The sequence below is a fragment of the Streptomyces sp. NPDC088252 genome (assembly GCF_044740965.1).
In the GTDB taxonomy this organism is placed as follows: domain Bacteria; phylum Actinomycetota; class Actinomycetes; order Streptomycetales; family Streptomycetaceae; genus Streptomyces.
Map to the genome: position 1 here is coordinate 368,445 of NZ_JBIURS010000005.1, position 19,956 is coordinate 388,400.

Genomic DNA, 19,956 nt, shown 5'->3' on the forward strand with positions numbered 1-19,956 from the left:
ACGCGGGGCGGGCACCGCGACTCAGGCGGTGCCCGCCCTGCGCACCGCTGTGACCGCCTTGCGGGCCGCCACCAGGATCGGGTCCCAGACCGGGGAGAACGGCGGGGCATAGCCCAGATCCAGGGCGGTCATCCGGTCCACCGTCATCCCGGCGGTGAGCGCCACGGCCGCGATGTCCACGCGCTTGGCCGCCCCTTCCCGGCCCACGATCTGCACACCGAGCAGCCGCCCCGTGCGGTACTCGGCGAGCATCTTCACCGTCATGGGCCGCGCCCCCGGGTAATAGCCCGCCCGGCCCGTCGACTCGATCGTCGCCGTGACGAAGCGCAGCCCCACCGCGCGGGCGTCCTTCTCGCGCAGCCCGGTGCGGGCGATCTCCAGATCGCACACCTTGCTCACCGCGGTGCCCACCACGCCGGGGAACGTCCCGTACCCGCCGCCCACATTGGCCCCGATGATCTGGCCGTGCTTGTTGGCATGGGTGCCGAGCGCGATATGACGGGTGCGGCCCGCCACCAGGTCGAGGACCTCGACGCAGTCGCCTCCCGCCCAGATGTTGTCGTGCCCGACCACCCGCATCGACAGATCGGTGAGCAGACCGCCGTGCGGGCCCAGCGGGAGGCCGACGGCGCGCGCCAGCGTCGTCTCCGGCTCCACGCCGATGCCGAGCACCACCACGTCCGCCGGGCAGGAGCCGTCGCCGGTGGCGACCGCGCTGACCCGGCCGTCCGGTCCGGTGCGGATCGCGGTGACCTCGGCCCCGTTGACCGTGGTGATGCCCAGGCCGTCCATCGCCTCGTGGACCAGCCGCCCCATGTCGGGGTCGAGCGTGGCCATCGGCTGCTCGCCGCGGTTGAGCACGGTCACCTCGAAGCCGCGCTTCAGCATCGCCTCCGCCATCTCGACGCCGATGTAGCCCGCTCCGACGACGACCGCCCGTCTGCGTCCCGGTGCCAGGTCCAGCGAATCCAGCAGCGCCTGCCCGTCGTCGAGCGTCTGCACTCCGTGCACCCCCGGCGCGTCCATGCCGGGCAGCGCCGGGCGCACCGGCCGGGCACCGGTCGCGATCACCAGCTTGTCGAAGGCCGTCCAGTACGTCTCGCCGGTCTCCAGGTCCAGCGCCCGGACCCGCTGTCCGGCGACATCGATCTCCGTGACCTCGGTGCGCATCCGCAGGTCGATGCCGCGGGCCCGGTGCTCCTGCGGTGTACGGGCGATGAGGTCGTCCCGCTCCGCGACATCGCCGCCGACCCAGTACGGGATGCCGCAGGCGGAGTACGAGGTGAAGTGGCCGCGCTCGAAGACGACGACGGCCAGCTCGTCGGGGCCCTTGAGCCTGCGGGCCTGGGACGCGGCCGACATGCCCGCCGCGTCACCGCCGATGACCACCAGTCGCTCCGCCGTCATACCTGGTCCCTTCGACATCGAGTCCGAAGGGAACACGCTACGACGCCGGGGGTGCGGACGTCGGCTCGGTCGGCTCGGACGCACGCGGCGCACGGCGTGCGGCCGGCCGGTTCCGCAGCAGCCGCCACAGCAGCAGGAGAACGGCGACCGCCGCCAGGAACGGGGCCGCGGCACCGACGGCCATCGCGAGCCACCGCAGCATCGTGACGAACGCGTGCCAGCCGCCGCCGAGCGCGTCCAGGAAGCCGGGGTCGTCGTCACCGCCCTTCGTCGCCGTCTCCGGCTCGGACAGGTCGAGGGTGATCGTGGCCAGCGTGGTGCGGTCCTTCAACGACGCCTGCTGGGCGAGCAGCGACTCCAAGGACGCCTGACGGCTGCTCAGTTCCCCTTCCAGCGCCACCACGTCGGTGAGCTTCTCGGCCCGGTCCATCAGCTTGCGCACCCGTGCCACGCTCGCCCGCTGGGTGGCGATCCGGCTCTCCACGTCGACCACCTGGTCGGTGACGTCCTTCGCGGACGACGTGCGCGAGAGCAGCTTCCCGGCACCCGCGAGATCCCTCAGGACCGCGTCGTACTCGCCCTGCGGGACACGCAGCACGATATGTGACATTTCGCGTGTGTCGTCGACCCGCTCGGTCTCCTCGCCCGCCACCAGACCGCCCGCGCTCTCCGCGACCGAGCGGGCGGCCGCCGCGGCCCTCGGCACGCTCTTCACCTCCACCGAGAGCGAGGCGGTACGGATGACATGGGTGCCGACGGGCAGGGCATCGGACTTCTTCCGCTCCGCGGGCGAACCGCCCGCCTCCTGCGGGCCCTGTGCCGCCTTTCCGTCCGCGGCGTCCGCGGCGCTCCGTTCGCCCGCGGAGACCGCCTTCTTGCTGTCGCCGGAACCCGAATCGCTCGCGCTGTCCCCGGCGCCGCATCCGCTGAGGGCGAGGAGCCCGGCCAGGAGCCCGGCGGCCAGGACCGCGCGTGAACGACGGACGGATGAACGGCCGGAATGCCGGTCTGTCTGCATAACTGCTCTCCCGGGACGGGTGGTTGATGGTGCCGGTTCGACGTGCGGGGCAGGGGTGCGGGTTGCCCGATACCGGTTTCGAAGCGGTCACGTTCAGGACTCGGATGAGGTTTGAGAGAGTGGGGGCATGCAGCGTTCACACAACCGCGCGGACACAGGTACGGGTCATGTCGTCGTCATCGGCGGCGGCATCGCCGGGCTCGCCGCCGCCCACCGGCTCCTCGGGGCCGGGCTGCGGGTCACCCTCCTGGAGGCCACCGACCGGCTCGGCGGCAAGCTCATGACCGGTGAGATCGCGGGGACCCGGGTCGACCTGGGTGCCGAGTCGATGCTCGCCAGGCGCCCGGAAGCGGTCGCGCTGGCGCGCGCCGTCGGGCTCGGCGACCGCCTCCAGCCACCCGCCACCGCCACCGCATCGGTCTGGACGCGCGACGCCCTGCGACCCATGCCCAAGGGCCATGTGATGGGCGTACCGAGCGACCCGGCGGCGCTCGGCGCGGTGCTCTCCCCGGAGGGCCTCGCCCGCATCGCGCAGGAGCGCGACCTCACCCCGACCCCCGTCGGCGACGATGTCGCGGTCGGTGCGTACGTCGCCGACCGGCTGGGCCGCGAGGTCGTCGACCGGCTCGTGGAGCCGCTGCTCGGCGGGGTGTACGCGGGCGACGCCTACCGGATCTCGATGCGCGCCGCCGTGCCCCAGCTCTTCGAGGTGGCACGGGAGGGCGGTTCACTGCTCGACGGTGTCCGGCGCGTCCAGGAACGGGCCGCCGCCCGGCAGCAGACCGGACCGGTGTTCCAGGGCATCGACGGCGGCATCGGCACCCTGCCGTCCGCGGTCGCCGACGCCGTGCGCGCGGCGGGCGGGGAGATCCTGACCGCCACCCCCGTCCTCGGCCTGACCCGTACCGCCGACGGCTGGGACGTGCGCACGGACGCCCGGGTGATCACCGCCGACGGCATCGTGCTGGCCGCGCCCGCCTGGTCCGCCTCCACCCTGCTCGCCGCCGAGTCCCCGGCCGCCTCCGCCGAGCTCGCCGGTGTCGAGTACGCATCGATGGCCCTGGTCACCATGGCGTTCCGCCGCTCCGACGTGGCCGCCACCCACGCACTCCACGGGCGCTCCGGCTTCCTCGTGCCCCCGGTGGACGGTCGCACCATCAAGGCCTCCACCTTCTCCACCCACAAGTGGAACTGGGTCGCCGACGGAGCCCCCGACCTGTTCGTCCTGCGCACCTCCGTCGGCCGGTACGGCGAGGAGGACCACCTGCACCGTGAGGACGGCGAACTGGTCGATGTGTCGCTGCGCGACCTCGCTGCGGCGACCGGACTGACCGCGAATCCCGTGGACACCGAGGTCACCCGGTGGATAGGCGGACTGCCCCAGTACCCCGTGGGCCACCTCTCCCGGGTCGCCCGGATCCGCGACGAGGTCGCCAAGCTGCCCGCGCTGCGGGTCTGCGGAGCGGTCTACGACGGCGTCGGCATCCCGGCGTGCATCGCCAGCGCCCACCGTGCCGCCGACGAGATCGTCCGCGACATCTCGGGCGGTTCCGGGGAAGAGATCATCGCCACGCCGACCCTGGTTCAGGGCACTCGGAGCGAGGCGGGACAATAGCCGTATGAGTGCGCCCGAGAAGATCCCCAACGCCGGTAAGAAGGCCAAGGACCTCAACGAGGTCATCCGTTACACGCTGTGGTCCGTCTTCAGGCTCCGCGACGTCCTGCCCGCGGACCGTGCCGGTTACGCGGAAGAGGTCCAGGAGCTGTTCGACCAGCTCGCCGCGAAGGACATCACCGTCCGAGGCACCTACGACGTCTCCGGCCTGCGTGCCGACGCCGACGTCATGATCTGGTGGCACGCCGAGACCGCGGACGAGCTGCAAGAGGCGTACAACCTCTTCCGGCGCACCAAGCTGGGCCTGGCGCTGGAGCCGGTCTGGTCGAACATGGCGCTGCACCGCCCCGCCGAGTTCAACAAGTCGCACATCCCGGCGTTCCTGGCCGACGAGACGCCGCGCAACTACATCAGCGTCTACCCCTTCGTGCGCTCCTACGACTGGTACCTGCTGCCCGACGAGGACCGCCGCCGCATGCTCGCGGACCACGGCAAGATGGCCCGCGGCTACCCCGACGTCCGGGCCAACACCGTCGCCTCCTTCTCGCTCGGCGACTACGAGTGGATCCTCGCCTTCGAGGCCGACGAGCTGTACCGGATCGTCGACCTGATGCGCCACCTGCGGGCCTCCGAGGCTCGGATGCATGTCCGTGAGGAGGTTCCGTTCTACACGGGACGCAGGAAGTCGGTCGCAGACCTGGTGGCCGGGCTCGCGTAGCGAGCGGGCTCCGACCACCCCAGCCCGGAAGATCAGACGGCGGGCGTCGGCGCGTTCCGCGCTGCCCGTCGTTCCAGCGACACCGGGTTCGGATCCGGGTTCGCCGCAGGCACCGGCCTGCGGCGACCCCGGACCCCACAGAGAAGCACGCGGAGCACGGCTCCGCTTCCCGGACGGCCGGGTGACGGTCAGCCGGAAGGACGCCTGGCCCCGAGCGCGGCACGCAGTGCCGGATCGTGCACGGCGCGGACGCCCCGTACGGCCATCGCCGCCAGGACGTCGTGGTCGGCGTCCGACACCGAGGTCTCGTTCGCGGCCAGCAGCCGCCGGCCGGCGGGCGAGGCCCAGGAGCTGTACGGATGGACCTCCATCCGGGCGATCGCCAGACATCCCAGGGTCAGCGCGAGCGGCAGCCCGAACCAGACGAGCACGGACACCACCGGGCCGCCGGAGCGCGCCTCCTGACCGGGTATCAGCAGTGCGGCAGCGCCCATCGCGACCACCAGCAGAGCCGCTCCCCGCACCGCGCGGACCGCGGCCGCGACATCGGTCCCGACACCTCCGGGGACGGCCAGCCCCGCGGCGACGAGCCGGTCGGCCAGGGCACGCACGGTATCGGCGGCCGCCGCTGCCGCCCGTACCGGCGGAATGGGGGACTGGCCCAGGGGCCCTATCGCGCGGATCACCGTGCGCTCCATCTCGTCCCGGCCCTCGGGGTCGACGACCGTCGCCCAGCCGGTGTGGGCGAGCAGCAGGCGCCGCCGCAGGTGCATGGTGACCAGCGCCAGGTCCACCACCCGATGCGGGCCGCCGGCCAGGAACGCGGTCTCGTACAGGGTCAGCTGATGGCCGTCCGCCCCCGTTCGCACGGCATCCGAGGCCGTGTCCGGCAGCAGCCCCGTGCGGACGGAGACGAGACAGAGCCGGACGCACGAGATCGCCGCCGCACCCCATGCGACCAGCAGAAGGAGAACCCGGAGCATGGCGGCTTCCTGTTCGGGACGGGCGGCGGAACGCCGTGGCCTGTTCAGCATGCGGAGGGTGCGGCGCCGCGGGGGAGAGCGCGGGGCGCCGCAGGCGCTCAGGAACTGCTGCCGCAACTGGAACCCCCACCACCGCAACTGGAACCACCACCGCAGCTGGAACCACCACCGCAGCTGGAACCACCACCGCAGCTGGAACCACCACCGCAGCTGGAACCGCTGCTGCCGGAACAACCGGAGCCGCTCGATCCGCCGCAGCCGGATCCCGAGCCGCAGCTCGCCCCCGAACCGCACCCCCCACCACTCCCGCCGCCGCTGCCTCCGTCGCTGGAACTCCCGCAACTGCCGTTGCCGGGGCTGGTACCGGCGCACCAGACCACCGGTGCGACGAACAGGTTCGAGGAGTCCGACGACGCGTGCGAGCCCGAACCCGGGCCCGTGAACAGAGGCCGTCCGGCCGGGCGCATCCTGGCCGCCGCGATCAGCTGCGTCCGCAGTACGGGGTCGGGGAGGGCGCGCAGTCCGAGTGTGGCCACCAGGTGGGCCGGCTGGGGGTTGTACGCGTGGGCGGAGCGGTACACCTCGGCCGCCCGCCGCCCCGGCTTGGTGACGCGCCCCCGGGCGATGCCCGCGCAGACGAAGCCGATCGGGAAGCCGATGATCAGGGCCGGGAGGGCCTTGAAGACGAAGGGTACGGAGAAGTCCGTCTCGGGCGAGTCGTCGGCCATGAACTGCATGGCCGTCACCACGACGGTGAGCGGGATGGCCAGCAGACAGGCCAGGCCCTGCACGACGCCCCAGCGGCGCCACACACGGGTCGTCGTGGGCGAAGCCAGCAGCCCGCGGGCCGCGAGGCCGTCGCCGATCTCCTGCACCGCGGGGTGCCGCATCACCGCGTCGCGCAGGGTGTGCAGAGCGCCGCTGGGAGCGGTGGCATGTGTCTGGAGCACCGCGCGCTCGACCGGGTCACGGGCGTCCACCTGCTGGACGGCGACGATTCCGGGGCCGCCGATGGTGAGCCGTCCGTCCGTGTGCATCGCGGTGAGCGTGGTGTCCACGACCCTGCCCGGCCCCCCGTTCAGGAAGGCGACTTCGAGGAGGTCGTGGACGGAGCCGCCGGACCCGCCGCAGGCACGGGCGAGTCCCACGACCAGGAGGACGCAGGAGACCGCTACGGCGAGGTCCACCAGCAGTGCGAGCGTGTTCGTGTCGGTCATCCTCCGGTCACCTTCCGACCAGGGCCGCGCGGGCCGCACGTACCAGCCGGGTGGTGCGGCGCGGCGGTCGCGCGCCGGCCCGGTCCTGCCACCAGTACGTCAGCCGGCGCCGTGCCGCGGCGTCGGCGGGCCGGCCGGCGATCAGCAGATCCTCGGCGAAGTCCAGTGCGTCGCGCCGGTATCCGGCGGACATGGGACGGGTCCTGGCGTACGCGAGGAACGCGTCCCGGTACCCGGCGCCCAGGATCTCCGGCAGTTCGGGGGCCACCTTGGCGACCACCCCGGCCCGCTTGGCCGCCAGGGCGCGGCTCTGGATCCCGAGACGGCGATGGTCGAAGCCGTGCGGGGCGGGCGTGCCCGCGACGAGGGCGGAGAGCAGAGCGGTCTGGGCGACCGCGACCCGGTCGCGCGCCGAGTCGGGGTGCGCGGACTCCTCGGCACCCGGGGCGGGCCGGCTCGCGCCCCCTCCGGCGGACGGGGCCGGGATGCTGCGGGAGGCCGCCCGGTCCAGTGTGGCGCGGATCGTGGTGAGTTCGTCCGCCAGCTCCGCGGCGGGCGGGAAGTCGTCGTCCCGCTCCAGCAGCACACCGGGCGGGTCGACCCGGGAGCGGAGTTCGGCGAGGACGTCGAGGACGGGCCGGGTGACCGGGTGGGCGTGGGTGTCGTGCCAGACGCCGTCCTTCGCGACGCCCCCCGCCACATGCACGTACGCGATGGCCTCCACCGGCAGTTCGTCGAGCGCGGTGGCCGGGTCCTCTCCGCGGTTGACGTGGTTGGTGTGCAGATTGGCGACATCGATCAGCAGCCGGACGCCGGTGCGCTCGACCAGTTCCGCCAGGAACTGCCCCTCCGTCAGCTCCTCGTCGGGCCAGGAGATCAGCGCCGCGATGTTCTCCAGTGCCAGCGGTACCGGCAGCGCGTCCTGCGCGATCCGTACGTTCTCGCACAGCACGTCCAGTGCGTCCCAGGTCCGGGGGACGGGGAGCAGATGGCCCGCTTCCAGTCCCGGCGAAGCGGTGCGCGGGCCCCCGGCCCGTACGAACGCGATGTGCTCGGTGACCAGCGGAGTGCCGAGCAGTTCGGCGCGGGCCGCGAGATCCGCGAGCCGGCCGGCGTCGGGGCGCTCGGCCCCACCGAGCCCCAGCGCGACGCCGTGCGGGACGACGGTGACACCGCGCTCCCTGAGCCGTACCAGCGAGTCGGGCAGATGACCGGTGCAGATGTTCTCCGCGACCGTCTCCACCCAGTCGATCCCCGGCAGCGCCTCGACCACGTCCGCGATCTCCGGCCGCCAGCCGATACCGATTCCCAGCTCCATGCCGTCCCCCTCCTCCACTCCGTGCAGGGCTGATGGCCCCGGCGAGCAGTGGTCAATCCGAACAGGGGGACGTTCAGAGCTTCATTTGAGGTTCCGTGCCCGGGGAGATCAGGGCAGCGCGACGGGTGGCGGGGCGCGGGACGGTCGACCGGCCCCGCCCTCCCCTCCCCGCTCACCCCCGCAGCGCGGGATGGTCGGCGACCACCGTGCACGAACCGGGCGCGATCTCGGTGAATCCGGCGTCGCGCACGACCGGGAGCCCGCTCACCGTGAGCTCCCGCCAGCGGCCCGCCCCGGGGGTGGCGACGGACAGCGGGAAGCCCGCCTCGCGCCACGCCTTGCGCTCCGTCTCCGACAGCTCCCACCAGGCGAGCTGTGCGCCGTGCCCGGCCTGTGCCATCGCCTTGCCGGCGGACATCTCCAGCTCCGGATTGAGCCAGAGCACCGGGCCCGCGAGGTCGGGCACGGCCGGTGGTTCGAGGTCGTCCAGATCCGTCCCGGACACCTGGAGCTTCGCCAGTTCCTTCGGCCAGCCGTCGAGGGGCACCGGCGGGAAGACCCGGACCTCGGCGCTCTCGCCCGTGACCGTGAGGCCGGGCAGTGCGGACGCCTTGCGCCACTCCGCGCCGCGCGCCCGACGCACCACCTTGCGGATCCGGGCGTCCTGCCAGTCCCGCATCGCCCGCGCCCACTCGCCCTCGCCGGCCGACCGCTCGTCGGAGAGCATCACGAGCACCGCGCGGGCGGCGGTCCGCAGCGCGTCGTTGCGCGCCGGGGGAGCCGTCTTTTCGATGTGCACGACCAGCGGCAGCACGTACTGCGGGGCCTCGTCGCGGCTCGTCCGCCCGGACCTGAACGGGCTGTCCGCCACAGCGGTGCCGGACTCCGGCAGAGACGTGGCCGGGGATTCGGAGGGGAGTGCGGGGGTGTTGTTGTCGCTCACCCGGTCCAGTCTGCCAGCCGCCGAAGAAACGCTTCTTGGCGGAATGAATCGCTCCGGGTGAGGATGCAGCGCATGAAGAGCGATCTCTTTTCCAGCGAGAACCTGGCGCAGCAGGCGACAGCCCCCGGGATGACCCTGCAGAACGCCAAATCCATCAAGTACGCCGTCAATGGTGAGATGCACGCCCGCCAGGGATCGATGATCGCATTCCGCGGCGATCTGCAGTTCGAGCGCAAGGGGCAGGGCATCGGCGGGCTGCTCAAGCGCGCCGTCACCGGTGAGGGGCTGCCGCTGATGGCGGTCCGCGGCCAGGGCGAGGCATGGTTCGCGCACGAGGCCGCGAACTGTTTCATCGTGGAGATGGAACAGGGCGACGTCCTCACCATCAACGGCCGGAACGTGCTCTGTTTCGACGCCACGCTCTCCTACGAGATCAAGACCGTGAAGGGCGCCGGAATGACCGGCGGCGGCATCTTCAACAGCGTCTTCAGCGGGTACGGCAAGCTCGGGCTGATGTGTGAGGGCCACCCCATCGTGATACCCGTCACGCCCCAGCAGCCGGTGTGCGTCGACACGGACGCGGTGGTCGGCTGGAGTGCCAGTCTGACCACGTCGCTGCACCGCTCGCAGAGCTTCGGCTCGATGATGCGCGGCGGGTCGGGAGAGGCCGTCCAGCTGCGGCTGGACGGTGAGGGCTTCGTGATCGTACGGCCCAGCGAGCTCAAGCAGGAGAAGGCATCGGCGAACTGAGACTGAGTGGGGTCGGCCGCCGGTACGGCCGGGGCGGGCCATGGGTGCTGCGCGGGGTCGACCTCGACCTGCCGCCGCACGGCCTGGTCCGGATCGAGGGTGCCAACGGCACCGGCAAGTCCACGCTGTTGCGGCTGCTCGCCGGGATCGACACCCCGACGGAGGGCCGGATCTCCGGCCGCAGACCCCGGACCGCGTACGTCCCCGAACGATTCCCGGCCGCACTGCCGTTCACCGCGGCCGGGTACCTCGTGCACCTCGGCCGGATCCATGGCCTGCGGACTTCGCAGGCGGCGGCGCGGGCGCAGTCGTGGCTCGTCCGCCTCGGCGCGGCCGGCCATGCCCGCACACCTCTCGCGGAACTCTCCAAGGGCACCAGCCAGAAGGTCGCCGTCGCCCAGGCGTTCCTCGCCGAACCGGAACTGCTGGTCCTGGACGAGGCATGGACCGGCCTGGACGCCGAGGCCCGCGACGAACTGGACCGGGCGGTGGCCGAACGGGTCGCGGCGGGCTCCACCGTCGTCTTCGTCGACCACGATCCGCGTCGGCTCGCCGGGGTGGTCGACACCGTGTTCCGGGTCGAGGCGCACGGGCTCTTCGCCGTCCCCGTCGATCCGTACGCGCAGCAGGGCCCGCGCGTACGGATCGACGTGGCGGGCCCCCGGGATGCCGCACTCCCCACGGACCTGCCGGGCGCACCCGAGCGCACGTCCACGCCCGACGGGGGTGTACGTCTCACCGTCGCGGCGACGCACTCCGACGCGCTGCTGCTCGCCCTGCTCACCGCGCGCCCGCCCTGGCACGTCCGGCAATTGACGCCCGCCCCGGATCCCGCTGCCACCACCCCCGCGCCGGGTGGCCGTCCGACCCGAGAGGCACCATGACCGCGCTCCTCCGCTACCAGGCGGACCTGCTCGTCCGCTCCCAGCGCTGGCTCGCGCCCGTACTGCTGTACGCGGCCTTCCTCGGCATCGGCGTGCAGTCGGGGCAGCCGGTTCTCGACTCGCTCGGGTACGCCGCCGCTGGGCTCCTGCCCGTCACCGCCTGGCTCGTCCAGCTCTGCGCCGGCCAGGAGCCGCCCGCCGCCCGGACCGTCGCCGCGGCGGCGGTGGGCTCGGCGCGGGTCCATCTGGCGGCGCTGCTCGCTGCGCTCGGGTGTGCCGGGCTGCTGGGCGCGGCCGGCACCCTGCTCGTCGTGCTGATCAGCAAGCCGGCCAGCACCGACAACGCCGTACGGGTGCCGCTGCTGCCCGCCGGGCTCGCCGGTCTGCTCGCCGCCGCCTGCTGCGTGCTGCTGGGGGCGGTGGTCGGCGCGCTGTGCACCCGGCCGGTGCTGCACCGGCGCGGGTGGTCCGTCCTCGCCACCGTGCTCGCCGCCCTGCTGACCCTGGTGACCAGCGGTTCGCCGGCGCATCACGCCGTGACGGGTCTGGTCACCGGCTCGCGGACCGGCACGGTGCACCTGCCGGTCCTGCCGCTGCTCGCGGCCACCGCCCTCGCGGCGGCGGCGGTCGCGTTCACCTGCAGACTCACTTCCCTGCGCGGCTGAGTAGGCTCCTGCACATGGACGAACGCAAGGACGAGTCGTACTGCGGGACGCCCGCCGCCGCCCCCGCACCCGCCGGGGCGGAGCCCGCCGCGGGACCTCCGTACGCCGAGTGCGTCCTGTGCCGGAAGCCGACCGAGTACCCCGAGTCCGTCAAGGGCATCACGCTCTGCCCGGTCTGCGAATGGCAGGAGGCCCAGCGCTCGGCGTGCTAGGGCTGACGACGCCCGGTCAGCCGCGCATCAGGTCGGAGACCTTCACGAAGCGGTACCCGCGCCTGCGCAGCTCCGGGACCACCTGACCCACCGCCCGGTCCGTGACCGGCGCCGCGCTGCGGGTGCAGTGCATGACGACCAGGGAGCCGGGACGCACCCCGTCCAGCACCTGTTGCGCCACCGCGTCCGCGTTCGTCGCGAACGCGTCGCCGCTGACCACGTCCCACTGCACCGCCGTGACCCGCTCGGGCGCGAGCGCGCGCCGCACCGCGTCGTCGTAGCAGCCGCCGGGGAAGCGGAAGTACGGCACCACATTGCGCACACCGGCCTTCCGGAACGCGGCGAAGGCCCGTTCCACATCACCGCGCATGTCGCCCTTCGCCACGGTCGGCAGCCCGTAGCAGGGGGACGTGAAGGCGTAGTGGCTGTACGAGTGGTTGGCGACCTCGAAGAGCGGATCGGCGCCGATGGACCGGGCCTGTGCCGGGTACTCATCGACCCACCGCCCCGTCATGAACACCGTCGCGGGCACCTTCAACCGGCGCAGCAGCGCGATCAGTTCGGGGTTGTCGAAGTGCTCGCCCGCGGCCGCGCGCGGGCCCTCGTCGGCCGTCATGTCGGCGTCGAAGGTCAGCGCCACCACCTTCTCGCCCGTCCGTGCCCCGTGTGCGAAGACCGGCGTCAGTCCGCCCGGGGCCGGCGTGGGCGGCTGCCTCGTCGTGGTGGGGGTCGCGCCCACGGACGGCGATGCCGAGGGGGCACGGACGGCAGTGGGGGTACGCCCTCCGGCCGAGGGGTGGTCGCTGGAGGACGTACCGCCGCTCCCACACCCGGCGAGACTGCCGAGCACCGTACCCAGAACAGTCAGAGCCATAAATTTTGGTGCAGAGTTGATCACTCGCGGAAAGTATCGGACTGTCCGATGGAGGGATGTGTGCGGCGCTCCTGCGCATCGAAGTCGCTCCCGGATTCACTCGGGCCGTCCAGCAGACGCTCCGCGGTGAAGCCGAGGAGTCGTCGCGCGGCCGCGGTGTCCACCGGCGCGGTACGTCCGGGCAGCGGGCGCAGCAGCCGGGCGGTCGGGAGGTAGCGGCGCAGGAGCTCCCGCGTCGGGAACGGCACGAGCGTCTCGGGAGCGCGCAGATGCACCGCGTGCGCACCCGGGCCGGGTACGTCGAGGGCCGGCAGGGCGGCCCGTGCGGCGTCCGGGACCTCCGGACAGGTCCACAGATCCCGGGCACCGGCGGCCGGTTGTGCGGTGAGATGTGCCGCGTGCGCGCGCAGCCGTTCGTCGAAGCCGCCGACGAACGGGTAGCGCAGGCAGATCACGCTCATCGAGTGCAGCCGTGCCACCATCGTGGCCGTCGTCTCGTCGACCTGCTCGGACAGCCCGCACGCGTCCTCCACCAGGGGCGTCATGGCCTCGTCGACCGGGAGATCCCGCCCCGGGCGGCACGCGGGGGCGGGCGACAACGGCCCGCCCTCCACGCGCGCGTCAGCGCGTCAGCGCCAAGGCCCCGTCACCGCGAACGTCGTCCCCGGCGTGTAGCAGTTGACGAACATCGTCCCGCCGTCCGGCGCGAACGTGACCCCGGCGAACTCGCCCCACGCGGGCTCCTCGGGCGTCCCGATGTTCTGGCGGCCCCGCGCCATCGCGTACACCTCGCCGCCCCGCGTCAGGCCGAACACGTGCTGGGCGCCGTCGCCGTCCTCGCACACCATCAGCCCGCCGTCGGAGGCCAGACAGATGTTGTCCGGGGATTCGCCGGGCAGCTGGACGTCCGTTCCCGGACCGAAGACGATCACCAGCGTGAGGCGGCGCCGCTTCGGCTCGTACCGCCACACCTGGCCGTAGTGGTCGGCCGCCGAACCCTGCGAGCTGTGCGCGAAGCTGGAGACGAAGTAGACCGCGGACCCGCCCCAGTAACAGCCCTCCAGCTTCTGCGCGTGCGTGATGCCCTTCGGGCCGAAGTCCTGGAACCGGATCGGGGTCACGGCCGCCTGCGGATCCGGTACGGGCACCCACTCGACGCCGTCGAAGCTCGCGCCGGTCTCCTGGACCACGGAGAGGTCGGGGACGCCCGGCACCCGCATCGCCTCCAGATGACCGCCCGCCCGCAGCGAGCCCGTCCCGCCGAGCGGCTTGTTCGGCAGGAAGCGGTAGAAGAGCCCGAACGGCTTGTCGAACGCGTCCTCCGTCTCGTACACGATCCCGCTCTTCGGATCGATCGCGATCGCCTCGTGCTGGAAGCGGCCCATCGCGGTGAGCGGCACGGCGCCGGTGCGGCGCGGATCGGCGCCGTCCACCTCGAAGATGAAGCCGTGGTCCTTGGTGTAGCCGTTGGTACCGGCCCGGTCCTCGGTCTCCTCGCAGGTCAGCCAGGTGTTCCAAGGGGTGCGGCCGCCCGCGCAGTTCACCGCGGTACCGGCGATGGCGACGCGTTCGCCCAGGACGTTGTTGCGGCCGTCCAGTTCCAGGGCGGTGCAGCCGCCCTTGCCCATCGGGTCGTAGGTGAGGCCCTCGACGGCCGGGACCGGGATCCTGGCGGTGACGCGGTTCTCGTGGTTGCGCACCAGGCGGACGTGACCGTGCCGCCCCGCGAAGGCGGCCATCCCGTCGTGGTTGCTGGGGACCTGGCCCTCGCCGGAGCGGAGCGGGTCGCCCTCCCGGGAAAGGACCCGGTAGCGGAAGCCCTTCGGGAGGTCGAGGAGCCCGTCGGGGTCGGGCACCAGCGGGCCGTAGCCGCTGTGTCCCCGGGCGGCGGCGGTACTTGCGAAGAGTTCGGAGAACGCCCCGGTGAAGGCGATCGAGGCAACGGCCGCGCCGCTGCCGGCCAGGACCTGTCGTCGTGTCGCGAGGTGTCGTGCTGCTGTTGATGACATGAGGCAACTCCCTGCTGGCGGACAGGAGAAGTGACCCGCATGTGTGTACCACGCGTATCGTCGCGCGGAAACCATGCGGGTCACCGTGCCTCGTGCGTGTCACGGCCCCACGGGGGCCCGTGGGATCAGGCCAGGGACGCGGCGAGCGTGATCGTCGTACCCGTCAGCGCCTGGCTGACCGGGCAGTTCGCCTTGGCGTCCTCGGCGGCCTTGACGAAGCCCGCCTCGTCGAGTCCCGGCACCTCGCCCTGGACGGTGAGGTGAATACCGGTGATGCCGGTACCGGGCTGGAAGGTGACCTCGGCCCGGGTGTTCAGCCGGGTGGGCGGGGTACCGGCCGTGGCCAGACCGTTGGACAGCGCCATCGAGAAGCAGCTGGAGTGGGCCGCCGCGATGAGCTCCTCGGGGCTCGTCCTGCCGTTCGCCTTCTCCGCGCGCGAGGGCCAGGAGACCTCGTAATCGCCGATGCCCGAGGAGTCGAAGGTGACGACGCCCTTGCCCTGGATCAGGTTGCCTTCCCAGATCGTGTGCGCCTGACGCGTGGTAGCCATGCTGGATCCCTTCAAACGGTGTGCGCGGTTGCTACGGGAGGAACGAGGCGCCCCGCAGGGCACCTCGGGTGGTACGCCCCCGAAGGGTGTTGTGCCCCGAACCTACTGCGCCACCAGGCCCTTCGCGTCGCGCGCCAGCGCCGTCAGCCGGGAGATCGCCCGGAAATACTTCTTCCGGTACCCGCCGTTGAGCATCTCCTCGCTGAACAGCCTGTCGAACGGGACCCCGGAGGCGAGCACCGGGACCTCACGGTCGTACAGCCGGTCGGCGAGGACGACGAGCCGCAGCGCGGTCGACTGGTCCGGTACCGGCTGGACCTCGGTCAGGCAGACCGCCCGCAGGCCGTCCGTCAGCGCCCCGTAGCGGCTCGGATGGACCCGGGCGAGATGGTCGAGGAGCGAGGGGAAATCGTCCAGGCTGGCGCCCTCGGTGGCGTACGCGGCCCGGGTGACCTGTTCGTCGGAGTACGGCGCGGGGGCCTCGGGCAGCCCGCGGTGGCGGTAGTCCTCGCCGTCGATCCGCAGCGGACGGAAGTGCGCGGACAGCCCCTGGATCTCCCGCAGGAAGTCGGCGGCGGCGAACCGGCCCTCGCCGAGCTTGCCGGGCAGCGTGTTGGAGGTGGCGGCGAGCGCGACCCCCGCCTCGACGAGCCTGCTGAGCAGCGACGACACCAGGACGGTGTCGCCCGGATCGTCCAGCTCGAATTCGTCGATGCACAGCAGCCGGTGCCCGCTCAGCGTCCGCACGGTCTGCTGGAAGCCCAGCGCGCCGACCAGGTTCGTCAGCTCGACGAACGTGCCGAACGCCTTCAGCGAGGGCGCGGCGGGCGTGGCGTGCCAGAGGGAGGCCAGCAGATGGGTCTTGCCGACGCCGTAGCCGCCGTCGAGATAGACCCCGAGGGGGGACGCGGGCGCCGTCGGCTTCCTGCTGAACCGCCCACCCGTCGCCCGCCACCACCCCTCCGAGGACGCGCTTCGCGCTCTCTTGTTCCTGCCGGAGCCGGTGGCATGCGCCCCGCCGAGCCCGGCCGCGAAGCCGCTCAGGACCTCGACCGCCTCGGTCTGGCTCGGCCGGCCCGGATCCGGGACATACGTATCGAAACGCACGGAGTCGAAACGCGGCGGCGGCACCATCTCGGCGACCAGTCGGTCGGCGGGAACGTGCGGTTCGAGCGCGCACAGGGACAGCGGGGCCGTTTCGGCTATGGGGCTCTGCCCCGGCACGGCGGTGGAGGACGACACAACCGTCAAGCTTAACGGCCTGCTGCACGATGGAGAGTGGATCGGCGAGCGGCGCCATGCGGCTTCGAATCCGAGGCGGAGGAGGGGGGCGACGCGGAGCGTCGTCGACCGACGACAACGCCGGGGGCAAAGTCGCGTGACGCCGCTCGCTGTCGTGCACCAGGCCGTGAGGGCCGTGCCAGACTGCGGGGCATGCGACGCCTCTTCCCTGTGACCGACACGACACCGGCCGACGACGAGGGGGAGTGGAGTCTGGACGATCTGGCCGATGTCTACGCGTACCCCGAACAGGACGGTCCCTGGCTGCGCGCCAACATGGTTTCGACGCTCGACGGCGCCGCCCAGCACGACGGACGCTCCCAGCCGATCTCGTGCGAGAGCGACATGCGGATCTTCGGCACGCTGCGCGGTCTGGCCGATGTGGTGGTGGCGGGGGCGGAGACGGTGCGGCTGGAGGGCTACCGGCCGGCCAGGGCCCGTGAGGCCTTCGCCGCCCGCCGGGCCGCGGCCGGGCAGGGGCCCGCACCGGCGATCGCCGTGGTGAGCGGGAGCCTGGACCTGGACTTCTCGCTGCCGCTCTTCGTCTCGCCGCTCGTCCCGACCCTCGTGCTGACCGGCTCCGGAGCCCCTGCGGGCCGGATCGAGGAGGCGCGCAGGGCGGGCGCCGAGGTGGTGATCGCGGGGGAGGGGGCCCGGGTGGACCCCGCCAGGGCCGTACGCGAACTGGCGGACCGGGGACTCAAGCGGCTGCTGACCGAGGGCGGACCCAGGATGCTGGGTCAGTTCGTGGCGGCCGGCGTGCTGGACGAGCTCTGTCTGACCCTCTCGCCGATGCTGACCGCCGGAGACGCGCAGCGGATCGCCGGTGGCCCCTCGGTGGCCGTGCCGGAACGATTCGCCCTGACATCGATGCTGGAAGAGGCCGGGTTCCTCTTCACCCGATACCGTCGGATCTGACAATCGGCGGAATTTACCGTTCCGCTTAGCTTCCGGTGGGCACAATTACTCTCGCAGACCCCGTGCCGGCACGGGGAAGGATGGTTTCAGCAGAGACCGGCGACGGTCACTGAAGCAGAAGGGCGCCCGTGGTGTTCACCAGCGTTTTGATGATCGAGAAGCCCCTCACTTCCGAGGACGTCGAGTTCGTCACCACCCTGCACGGGGAGGAGCGGACCTCCTTCGTCGTGCTCATGCAGCCGCGCGGTGACCAGGCCGATGTGCTGTTGCGGGCCATCGACGACCTGGCGATGGGAGAGCTGAAGGAGGCCGCCCGCGAGGGTGAGGAGCCGGAGGGCAAGAATGCCAGGGAGTCAGCCGAACTGGCGCTCGAAGTGTCACTCGAAGCGCTGCGGCAGGCAGGCTCGGAAGCCGTCGGACAGGTGATCGAGGAGCACCCGTTGGACAAGCTGAAGTCCGTGGTCGACGACGCCGAGGCGGACGAGGTCATCGTGCTCACCGCGCCGCACTACGTGGAGGAGTTCTTCCACCGGGACTGGGCGTCGAGGGCCCGGCACAAGGTCGGCGTACCGGTGCTCAAGCTCTTCGCGCACAGCGAATAGGCTGTGGGCGACGCGCATCGACATTTGGGGAGACATACGCATGACACCCGGTATTCCTGCCGCCATGGAACGGCCGCACTTCATCGGCATCGGCGGCGCCGGAATGTCGGGCATCGCGAAGATCCTCACCCAGCGCGGCGCGAAGGTCGCGGGCAGTGACGCCAAGGAGTCGGGCACGGCCGAGGCGCTGCGGGCGCTGGGGGCGACCGTCCACATCGGGCACGCCGCCGCACATCTGGCGGACGACGCCTCGTGCGTGGTCGTCTCCAGCGCCATCCGCCCCGACAATCCGGAGCTGGTGCGCGCCGCCGAGCTGTCGATCCCCGTCGTGCACCGGTCCGACGCGCTGGCCTCCCTGATGGGCGGCCTGCGCGCGATCGCGGTGGCCGGTACGCACGGCAAGACGACCACCACATCGATGCTGGCCGTCGCCCTGTCCGAACTGAACCTCGACCCCTCGTACGCCATCGGCGGCGACCTCGCGGGTCCCGGCACCAACGCCGCGCACGGCGAGGGCGAGATCTTCGTCGCGGAGGCGGACGAAAGCGACCGCAGCTTCCAGAAGTACGACCCCGAGGTCGCGATCGTCCTCAACGTCGAGTTGGACCACCACGCGAACTACGCCTCGATGGACGAGATCTACGAGTCCTTCGAGACGTTCGTAGGCAAGATCGTTCCCGGCGGCACCCTGGTGATCTCCGCCGACCAGGCCGGTGCCGTCGAACTGACGAAGCGGGTGCGCGACCTCTCCTCGGTGAAGGTCGTCACCTACGGCGCGTCCGAGACCGCCGACGTACGCGTCCACAAGGTCACCCCGCGCGGTCTGACCAGCGAGGTCACGGTCGTCCTGAACGGGAAGTACCTCACGTTCACGGTCTCCGTGCCCGGCCGCCACTACGCCCTCAACGCGGTCGCGGCCCTCGCCGCCGGTGTCGCCCTCGGCATCCCGGCCCACAACCTGGCCTCGGCCCTCGGCAAGTACACCGGCGTCAAGCGCCGCCTCCAGCTCAAGGGCGAGGCGGCGGGTGTGCAGGTCATCGACTCGTACGCGCACCACCCCACCGAGATGACCGCCGACCTCGAAGCGATGCGCGGGGCCGCGTCCGACGCCCGTCTCCTGGTCGTCTTCCAGCCCCACCTCTTCTCCCGCACCCAGGAACTCGGCACCGAGATGGGGCAGGCACTCGCACTGGCCGACGCCTCCGTGGTCCTGGACATCTACCCGGCCCGTGAGGACCCGATCCCCGGCATCACCAGCGCCCTGATCATCGACGCGGCGAGGACCGCGGGAGCCGACGTCGCCGCCGTCCACGAAAAGGCGGCGGTCCCCGGGATCGTCGCGGGAATGGCGAAGCCCGGCGACCTCGTTCTCACCATGGGGGCGGGCGACGTCACGGACCTCGGCCCGCAGATCCTGGACCACCTGTCGAGCTGAGGGAGCGACGTGTCGTACGACATCGAGAAGCCGGACGAGCAGTGGCGGGCGGAGCTGACCCCGGCCGAATACGCGGTCCTGCGCCAGGCCGGCACCGAACCCGCCTTCGTCGGCGAGTACACCGACACCAAGACCACGGGCGTCTACTCCTGCCGCGCCTGTGGCGCGGAGCTGTTCCGCTCCGACACCAAATTCGAGTCGCACTGCGGCTGGCCGTCCTTCTACGACCCGAAGGACTCCGATGCCGTCGAACTCATCCAGGACCGCAGCCACGGCATGGTCCGCACCGAGGTCCGCTGTGCCCGCTGCGGATCGCACCTCGGCCATGTCTTCGAGGGCGAGGGCTACCCGACCCCGACGGACCAGCGGTACTGCATCAACTCGATCTCACTGCGCCTGACGCCCGACGAGGGCTGACGTCGCGGCGGCCGGGGACCGAGGGCGTCCGGGCGTTCGGCGGCGGGTGAGATCCCGTCGCCGGTGGCCGGCCGCCGGGCAGCAGGCCGCCGCCGGCACGAAGAGGACCGACGGCCGTGGCCGGTGCCGTGACCGGAGA

General features: G+C 72.1%; 21 protein-coding genes. 10 read left to right on the plus strand and 11 right to left on the minus strand.

Translation table 11 applies throughout. The annotated features are described in order from the left end of the window. Positions 1-21: 21 nt before the first annotated feature. Both ACIOHC_RS13560 and ACIOHC_RS13565 read right to left on the minus strand, forming a co-directional pair. Entirely contained in the window at positions 22-1,407 is a 1,386-nt protein-coding gene (locus tag ACIOHC_RS13560) for an FAD-dependent oxidoreductase (RefSeq protein WP_351074928.1), read from the minus strand. 37 nt (positions 1,408-1,444) lie between these two features. Further along, complete coding sequence (locus ACIOHC_RS13565; RefSeq protein ID WP_401842770.1) at positions 1,445-2,425, minus strand: DUF4349 domain-containing protein; 981 nt, start codon at positions 2,423-2,425, stop codon at positions 1,445-1,447. A 127-nt stretch (positions 2,426-2,552) separates the two neighbouring features. Here ACIOHC_RS13565 and hemG point away from each other — a divergent pair, with 127 nt between their 5' ends. Together hemG and hemQ are read left to right on the plus strand one after the other, a co-directional pair. Then, complete coding sequence (hemG, locus tag ACIOHC_RS13570) at positions 2,553-4,040, plus strand: protoporphyrinogen oxidase (RefSeq protein ID WP_401842772.1); 1,488 nt, start codon at positions 2,553-2,555, stop codon at positions 4,038-4,040. Positions 4,041-4,044: 4 nt separating this feature from the next. Next, positions 4,045-4,758: a hydrogen peroxide-dependent heme synthase gene (gene hemQ, locus ACIOHC_RS13575; RefSeq protein WP_351074923.1), complete on the plus strand. Its 714-nt coding sequence runs from the start codon at positions 4,045-4,047 to the stop codon at positions 4,756-4,758. Between the two features lie 188 nt (positions 4,759-4,946). On the opposite strand, the gene ACIOHC_RS13580 is transcribed toward hemQ, so the two are convergent. The 4 genes from ACIOHC_RS13580 to ACIOHC_RS13595 all read right to left on the minus strand — a co-directional run bounded on the left by ACIOHC_RS13580 (position 4,947) and on the right by ACIOHC_RS13595 (position 9,168). Beyond that, the gene (locus ACIOHC_RS13580) at positions 4,947-5,741 is read right to left on the minus strand and encodes a TIGR04222 domain-containing membrane protein (protein ID WP_351074921.1); all 795 of its coding nucleotides are present in this window, start codon (positions 5,739-5,741) and stop codon (positions 4,947-4,949) included. Positions 5,742-5,839: 98 nt separating this feature from the next. Further along, a complete protein-coding gene (locus tag ACIOHC_RS13585) occupies positions 5,840-6,958 on the minus strand; it encodes a TIGR04222 domain-containing membrane protein (protein ID WP_401842774.1) in 1,119 nt (372 codons plus the stop codon). A gap of 7 nt (positions 6,959-6,965) precedes the next feature. Further along, a complete protein-coding gene (locus tag ACIOHC_RS13590; RefSeq protein WP_401842776.1) occupies positions 6,966-8,276 on the minus strand; it encodes a DUF692 domain-containing protein in 1,311 nt (436 codons plus the stop codon). Between the two features lie 172 nt (positions 8,277-8,448). Next, positions 8,449-9,168 carry a peptidyl-tRNA hydrolase gene (locus ACIOHC_RS13595; protein ID WP_351075074.1) on the minus strand — a complete coding sequence of 240 codons (720 nt, stop codon included), beginning with the start codon at positions 9,166-9,168 and terminating at the stop codon, positions 8,449-8,451. Positions 9,169-9,291: 123 nt separating this feature from the next. Here ACIOHC_RS13595 and ACIOHC_RS13600 point away from each other — a divergent pair, with 123 nt between their 5' ends. From ACIOHC_RS13600 to ACIOHC_RS13615, 4 genes are read left to right on the plus strand one after another with little or no spacing between them, the layout of a single operon-like run. Then, entirely contained in the window at positions 9,292-9,969 is a 678-nt protein-coding gene (locus tag ACIOHC_RS13600; protein WP_351074918.1) for an AIM24 family protein, read from the plus strand. 44 nt (positions 9,970-10,013) lie between these two features. Next, entirely contained in the window at positions 10,014-10,853 is an 840-nt protein-coding gene (locus ACIOHC_RS13605; RefSeq protein WP_365692604.1) for an ATP-binding cassette domain-containing protein, read from the plus strand. Further along, entirely contained in the window at positions 10,850-11,518 is a 669-nt protein-coding gene (locus ACIOHC_RS13610; RefSeq protein ID WP_351073886.1) for an ABC transporter, read from the plus strand. Before ACIOHC_RS13605 ends, ACIOHC_RS13610 begins: the two co-directional genes overlap by 4 nt. A gap of 14 nt (positions 11,519-11,532) precedes the next feature. Continuing rightward, positions 11,533-11,730, plus strand: coding sequence for a hypothetical protein (locus tag ACIOHC_RS13615; protein ID WP_401842779.1), 198 nt, complete (start codon positions 11,533-11,535; stop codon positions 11,728-11,730). 16 nt (positions 11,731-11,746) lie between these two features. On the opposite strand, the gene ACIOHC_RS13620 is transcribed toward ACIOHC_RS13615, so the two are convergent. The 5 genes from ACIOHC_RS13620 to zapE all read right to left on the minus strand — a co-directional run bounded on the left by ACIOHC_RS13620 (position 11,747) and on the right by zapE (position 16,406). Next, positions 11,747-12,604, minus strand: a complete 858-nt coding sequence (locus tag ACIOHC_RS13620) for a polysaccharide deacetylase family protein (protein WP_401842780.1) — start codon at positions 12,602-12,604, stop codon at positions 11,747-11,749. 20 nt (positions 12,605-12,624) lie between these two features. Continuing rightward, positions 12,625-13,203 (minus strand): hypothetical protein, encoded by a 579-nt coding sequence (locus tag ACIOHC_RS13625; protein WP_365692602.1) that lies wholly within the window; start codon positions 13,201-13,203, stop codon positions 12,625-12,627. Positions 13,204-13,233: 30 nt separating this feature from the next. Then, complete coding sequence (locus ACIOHC_RS13630; protein WP_351073882.1) at positions 13,234-14,613, minus strand: alkaline phosphatase PhoX; 1,380 nt, start codon at positions 14,611-14,613, stop codon at positions 13,234-13,236. A gap of 125 nt (positions 14,614-14,738) precedes the next feature. Then, positions 14,739-15,164 carry an OsmC family protein gene (locus ACIOHC_RS13635; RefSeq protein WP_365692601.1) on the minus strand — a complete coding sequence of 142 codons (426 nt, stop codon included), beginning with the start codon at positions 15,162-15,164 and terminating at the stop codon, positions 14,739-14,741. Positions 15,165-15,266: 102 nt separating this feature from the next. Beyond that, positions 15,267-16,406 (minus strand): cell division protein ZapE, encoded by a 1,140-nt coding sequence (gene zapE, locus ACIOHC_RS13640; protein ID WP_365692600.1) that lies wholly within the window; start codon positions 16,404-16,406, stop codon positions 15,267-15,269. 192 nt (positions 16,407-16,598) lie between these two features. Between zapE and ACIOHC_RS13645 the strand changes: the two genes are divergently transcribed. The 4 genes from ACIOHC_RS13645 to msrB all read left to right on the plus strand — a co-directional run bounded on the left by ACIOHC_RS13645 (position 16,599) and on the right by msrB (position 19,817). Then, positions 16,599-17,363 carry a pyrimidine reductase family protein gene (locus ACIOHC_RS13645; protein WP_351073879.1) on the plus strand — a complete coding sequence of 255 codons (765 nt, stop codon included), beginning with the start codon at positions 16,599-16,601 and terminating at the stop codon, positions 17,361-17,363. Positions 17,364-17,512: 149 nt separating this feature from the next. Continuing rightward, positions 17,513-17,965: an indole-3-glycerol phosphate synthase gene (locus ACIOHC_RS13650; protein WP_351073895.1), complete on the plus strand. Its 453-nt coding sequence runs from the start codon at positions 17,513-17,515 to the stop codon at positions 17,963-17,965. 40 nt (positions 17,966-18,005) lie between these two features. Beyond that, positions 18,006-19,400 (plus strand): UDP-N-acetylmuramate--L-alanine ligase, encoded by a 1,395-nt coding sequence (gene murC / locus ACIOHC_RS13655; protein WP_365692598.1) that lies wholly within the window; start codon positions 18,006-18,008, stop codon positions 19,398-19,400. Positions 19,401-19,409: 9 nt separating this feature from the next. Then, positions 19,410-19,817, plus strand: a complete 408-nt coding sequence (msrB, locus tag ACIOHC_RS13660; protein ID WP_266729075.1) for a peptide-methionine (R)-S-oxide reductase MsrB — start codon at positions 19,410-19,412, stop codon at positions 19,815-19,817. Positions 19,818-19,956: the final 139 nt, after the last annotated feature.

Excerpts from the sequence above, each read along its gene's own strand:
- ACIOHC_RS13560 (WP_351074928.1), bottom strand. The coding sequence starts at position 1,407 with ATGACGGCGGAGCGACTGGTGGTCATCGGCGGTGACGCGGCGGGCATG.
- ACIOHC_RS13565 (WP_401842770.1), bottom strand. The coding sequence starts at position 2,425 with ATGCAGACAGACCGGCATTCCGGCCGTTCATCCGTCCGTCGTTCACGC.
- hemG (WP_401842772.1), top strand. The coding sequence starts at position 2,553 with ATGCAGCGTTCACACAACCGCGCGGACACAGGTACGGGTCATGTCGTC.
- hemQ (WP_351074923.1), top strand. The coding sequence starts at position 4,045 with ATGAGTGCGCCCGAGAAGATCCCCAACGCCGGTAAGAAGGCCAAGGAC.
- ACIOHC_RS13580 (WP_351074921.1), bottom strand. The coding sequence starts at position 5,741 with ATGCTCCGGGTTCTCCTTCTGCTGGTCGCATGGGGTGCGGCGGCGATC.
- ACIOHC_RS13585 (WP_401842774.1), bottom strand. The coding sequence starts at position 6,958 with ATGACCGACACGAACACGCTCGCACTGCTGGTGGACCTCGCCGTAGCG.
- ACIOHC_RS13590 (WP_401842776.1), bottom strand. The coding sequence starts at position 8,276 with ATGGAGCTGGGAATCGGTATCGGCTGGCGGCCGGAGATCGCGGACGTG.
- ACIOHC_RS13600 (WP_351074918.1), top strand. The coding sequence starts at position 9,292 with ATGAAGAGCGATCTCTTTTCCAGCGAGAACCTGGCGCAGCAGGCGACA.
- ACIOHC_RS13610 (WP_351073886.1), top strand. The coding sequence starts at position 10,850 with ATGACCGCGCTCCTCCGCTACCAGGCGGACCTGCTCGTCCGCTCCCAG.
- ACIOHC_RS13615 (WP_401842779.1), top strand. The coding sequence starts at position 11,533 with ATGGACGAACGCAAGGACGAGTCGTACTGCGGGACGCCCGCCGCCGCC.
- ACIOHC_RS13620 (WP_401842780.1), bottom strand. The coding sequence starts at position 12,604 with ATGGCTCTGACTGTTCTGGGTACGGTGCTCGGCAGTCTCGCCGGGTGT.
- ACIOHC_RS13630 (WP_351073882.1), bottom strand. The coding sequence starts at position 14,613 with ATGTCATCAACAGCAGCACGACACCTCGCGACACGACGACAGGTCCTG.
- ACIOHC_RS13635 (WP_365692601.1), bottom strand. The coding sequence starts at position 15,164 with ATGGCTACCACGCGTCAGGCGCACACGATCTGGGAAGGCAACCTGATC.
- ACIOHC_RS13645 (WP_351073879.1), top strand. The coding sequence starts at position 16,599 with ATGCGACGCCTCTTCCCTGTGACCGACACGACACCGGCCGACGACGAG.
- ACIOHC_RS13650 (WP_351073895.1), top strand. The coding sequence starts at position 17,513 with ATGATCGAGAAGCCCCTCACTTCCGAGGACGTCGAGTTCGTCACCACC.
- murC (WP_365692598.1), top strand. The coding sequence starts at position 18,006 with ATGACACCCGGTATTCCTGCCGCCATGGAACGGCCGCACTTCATCGGC.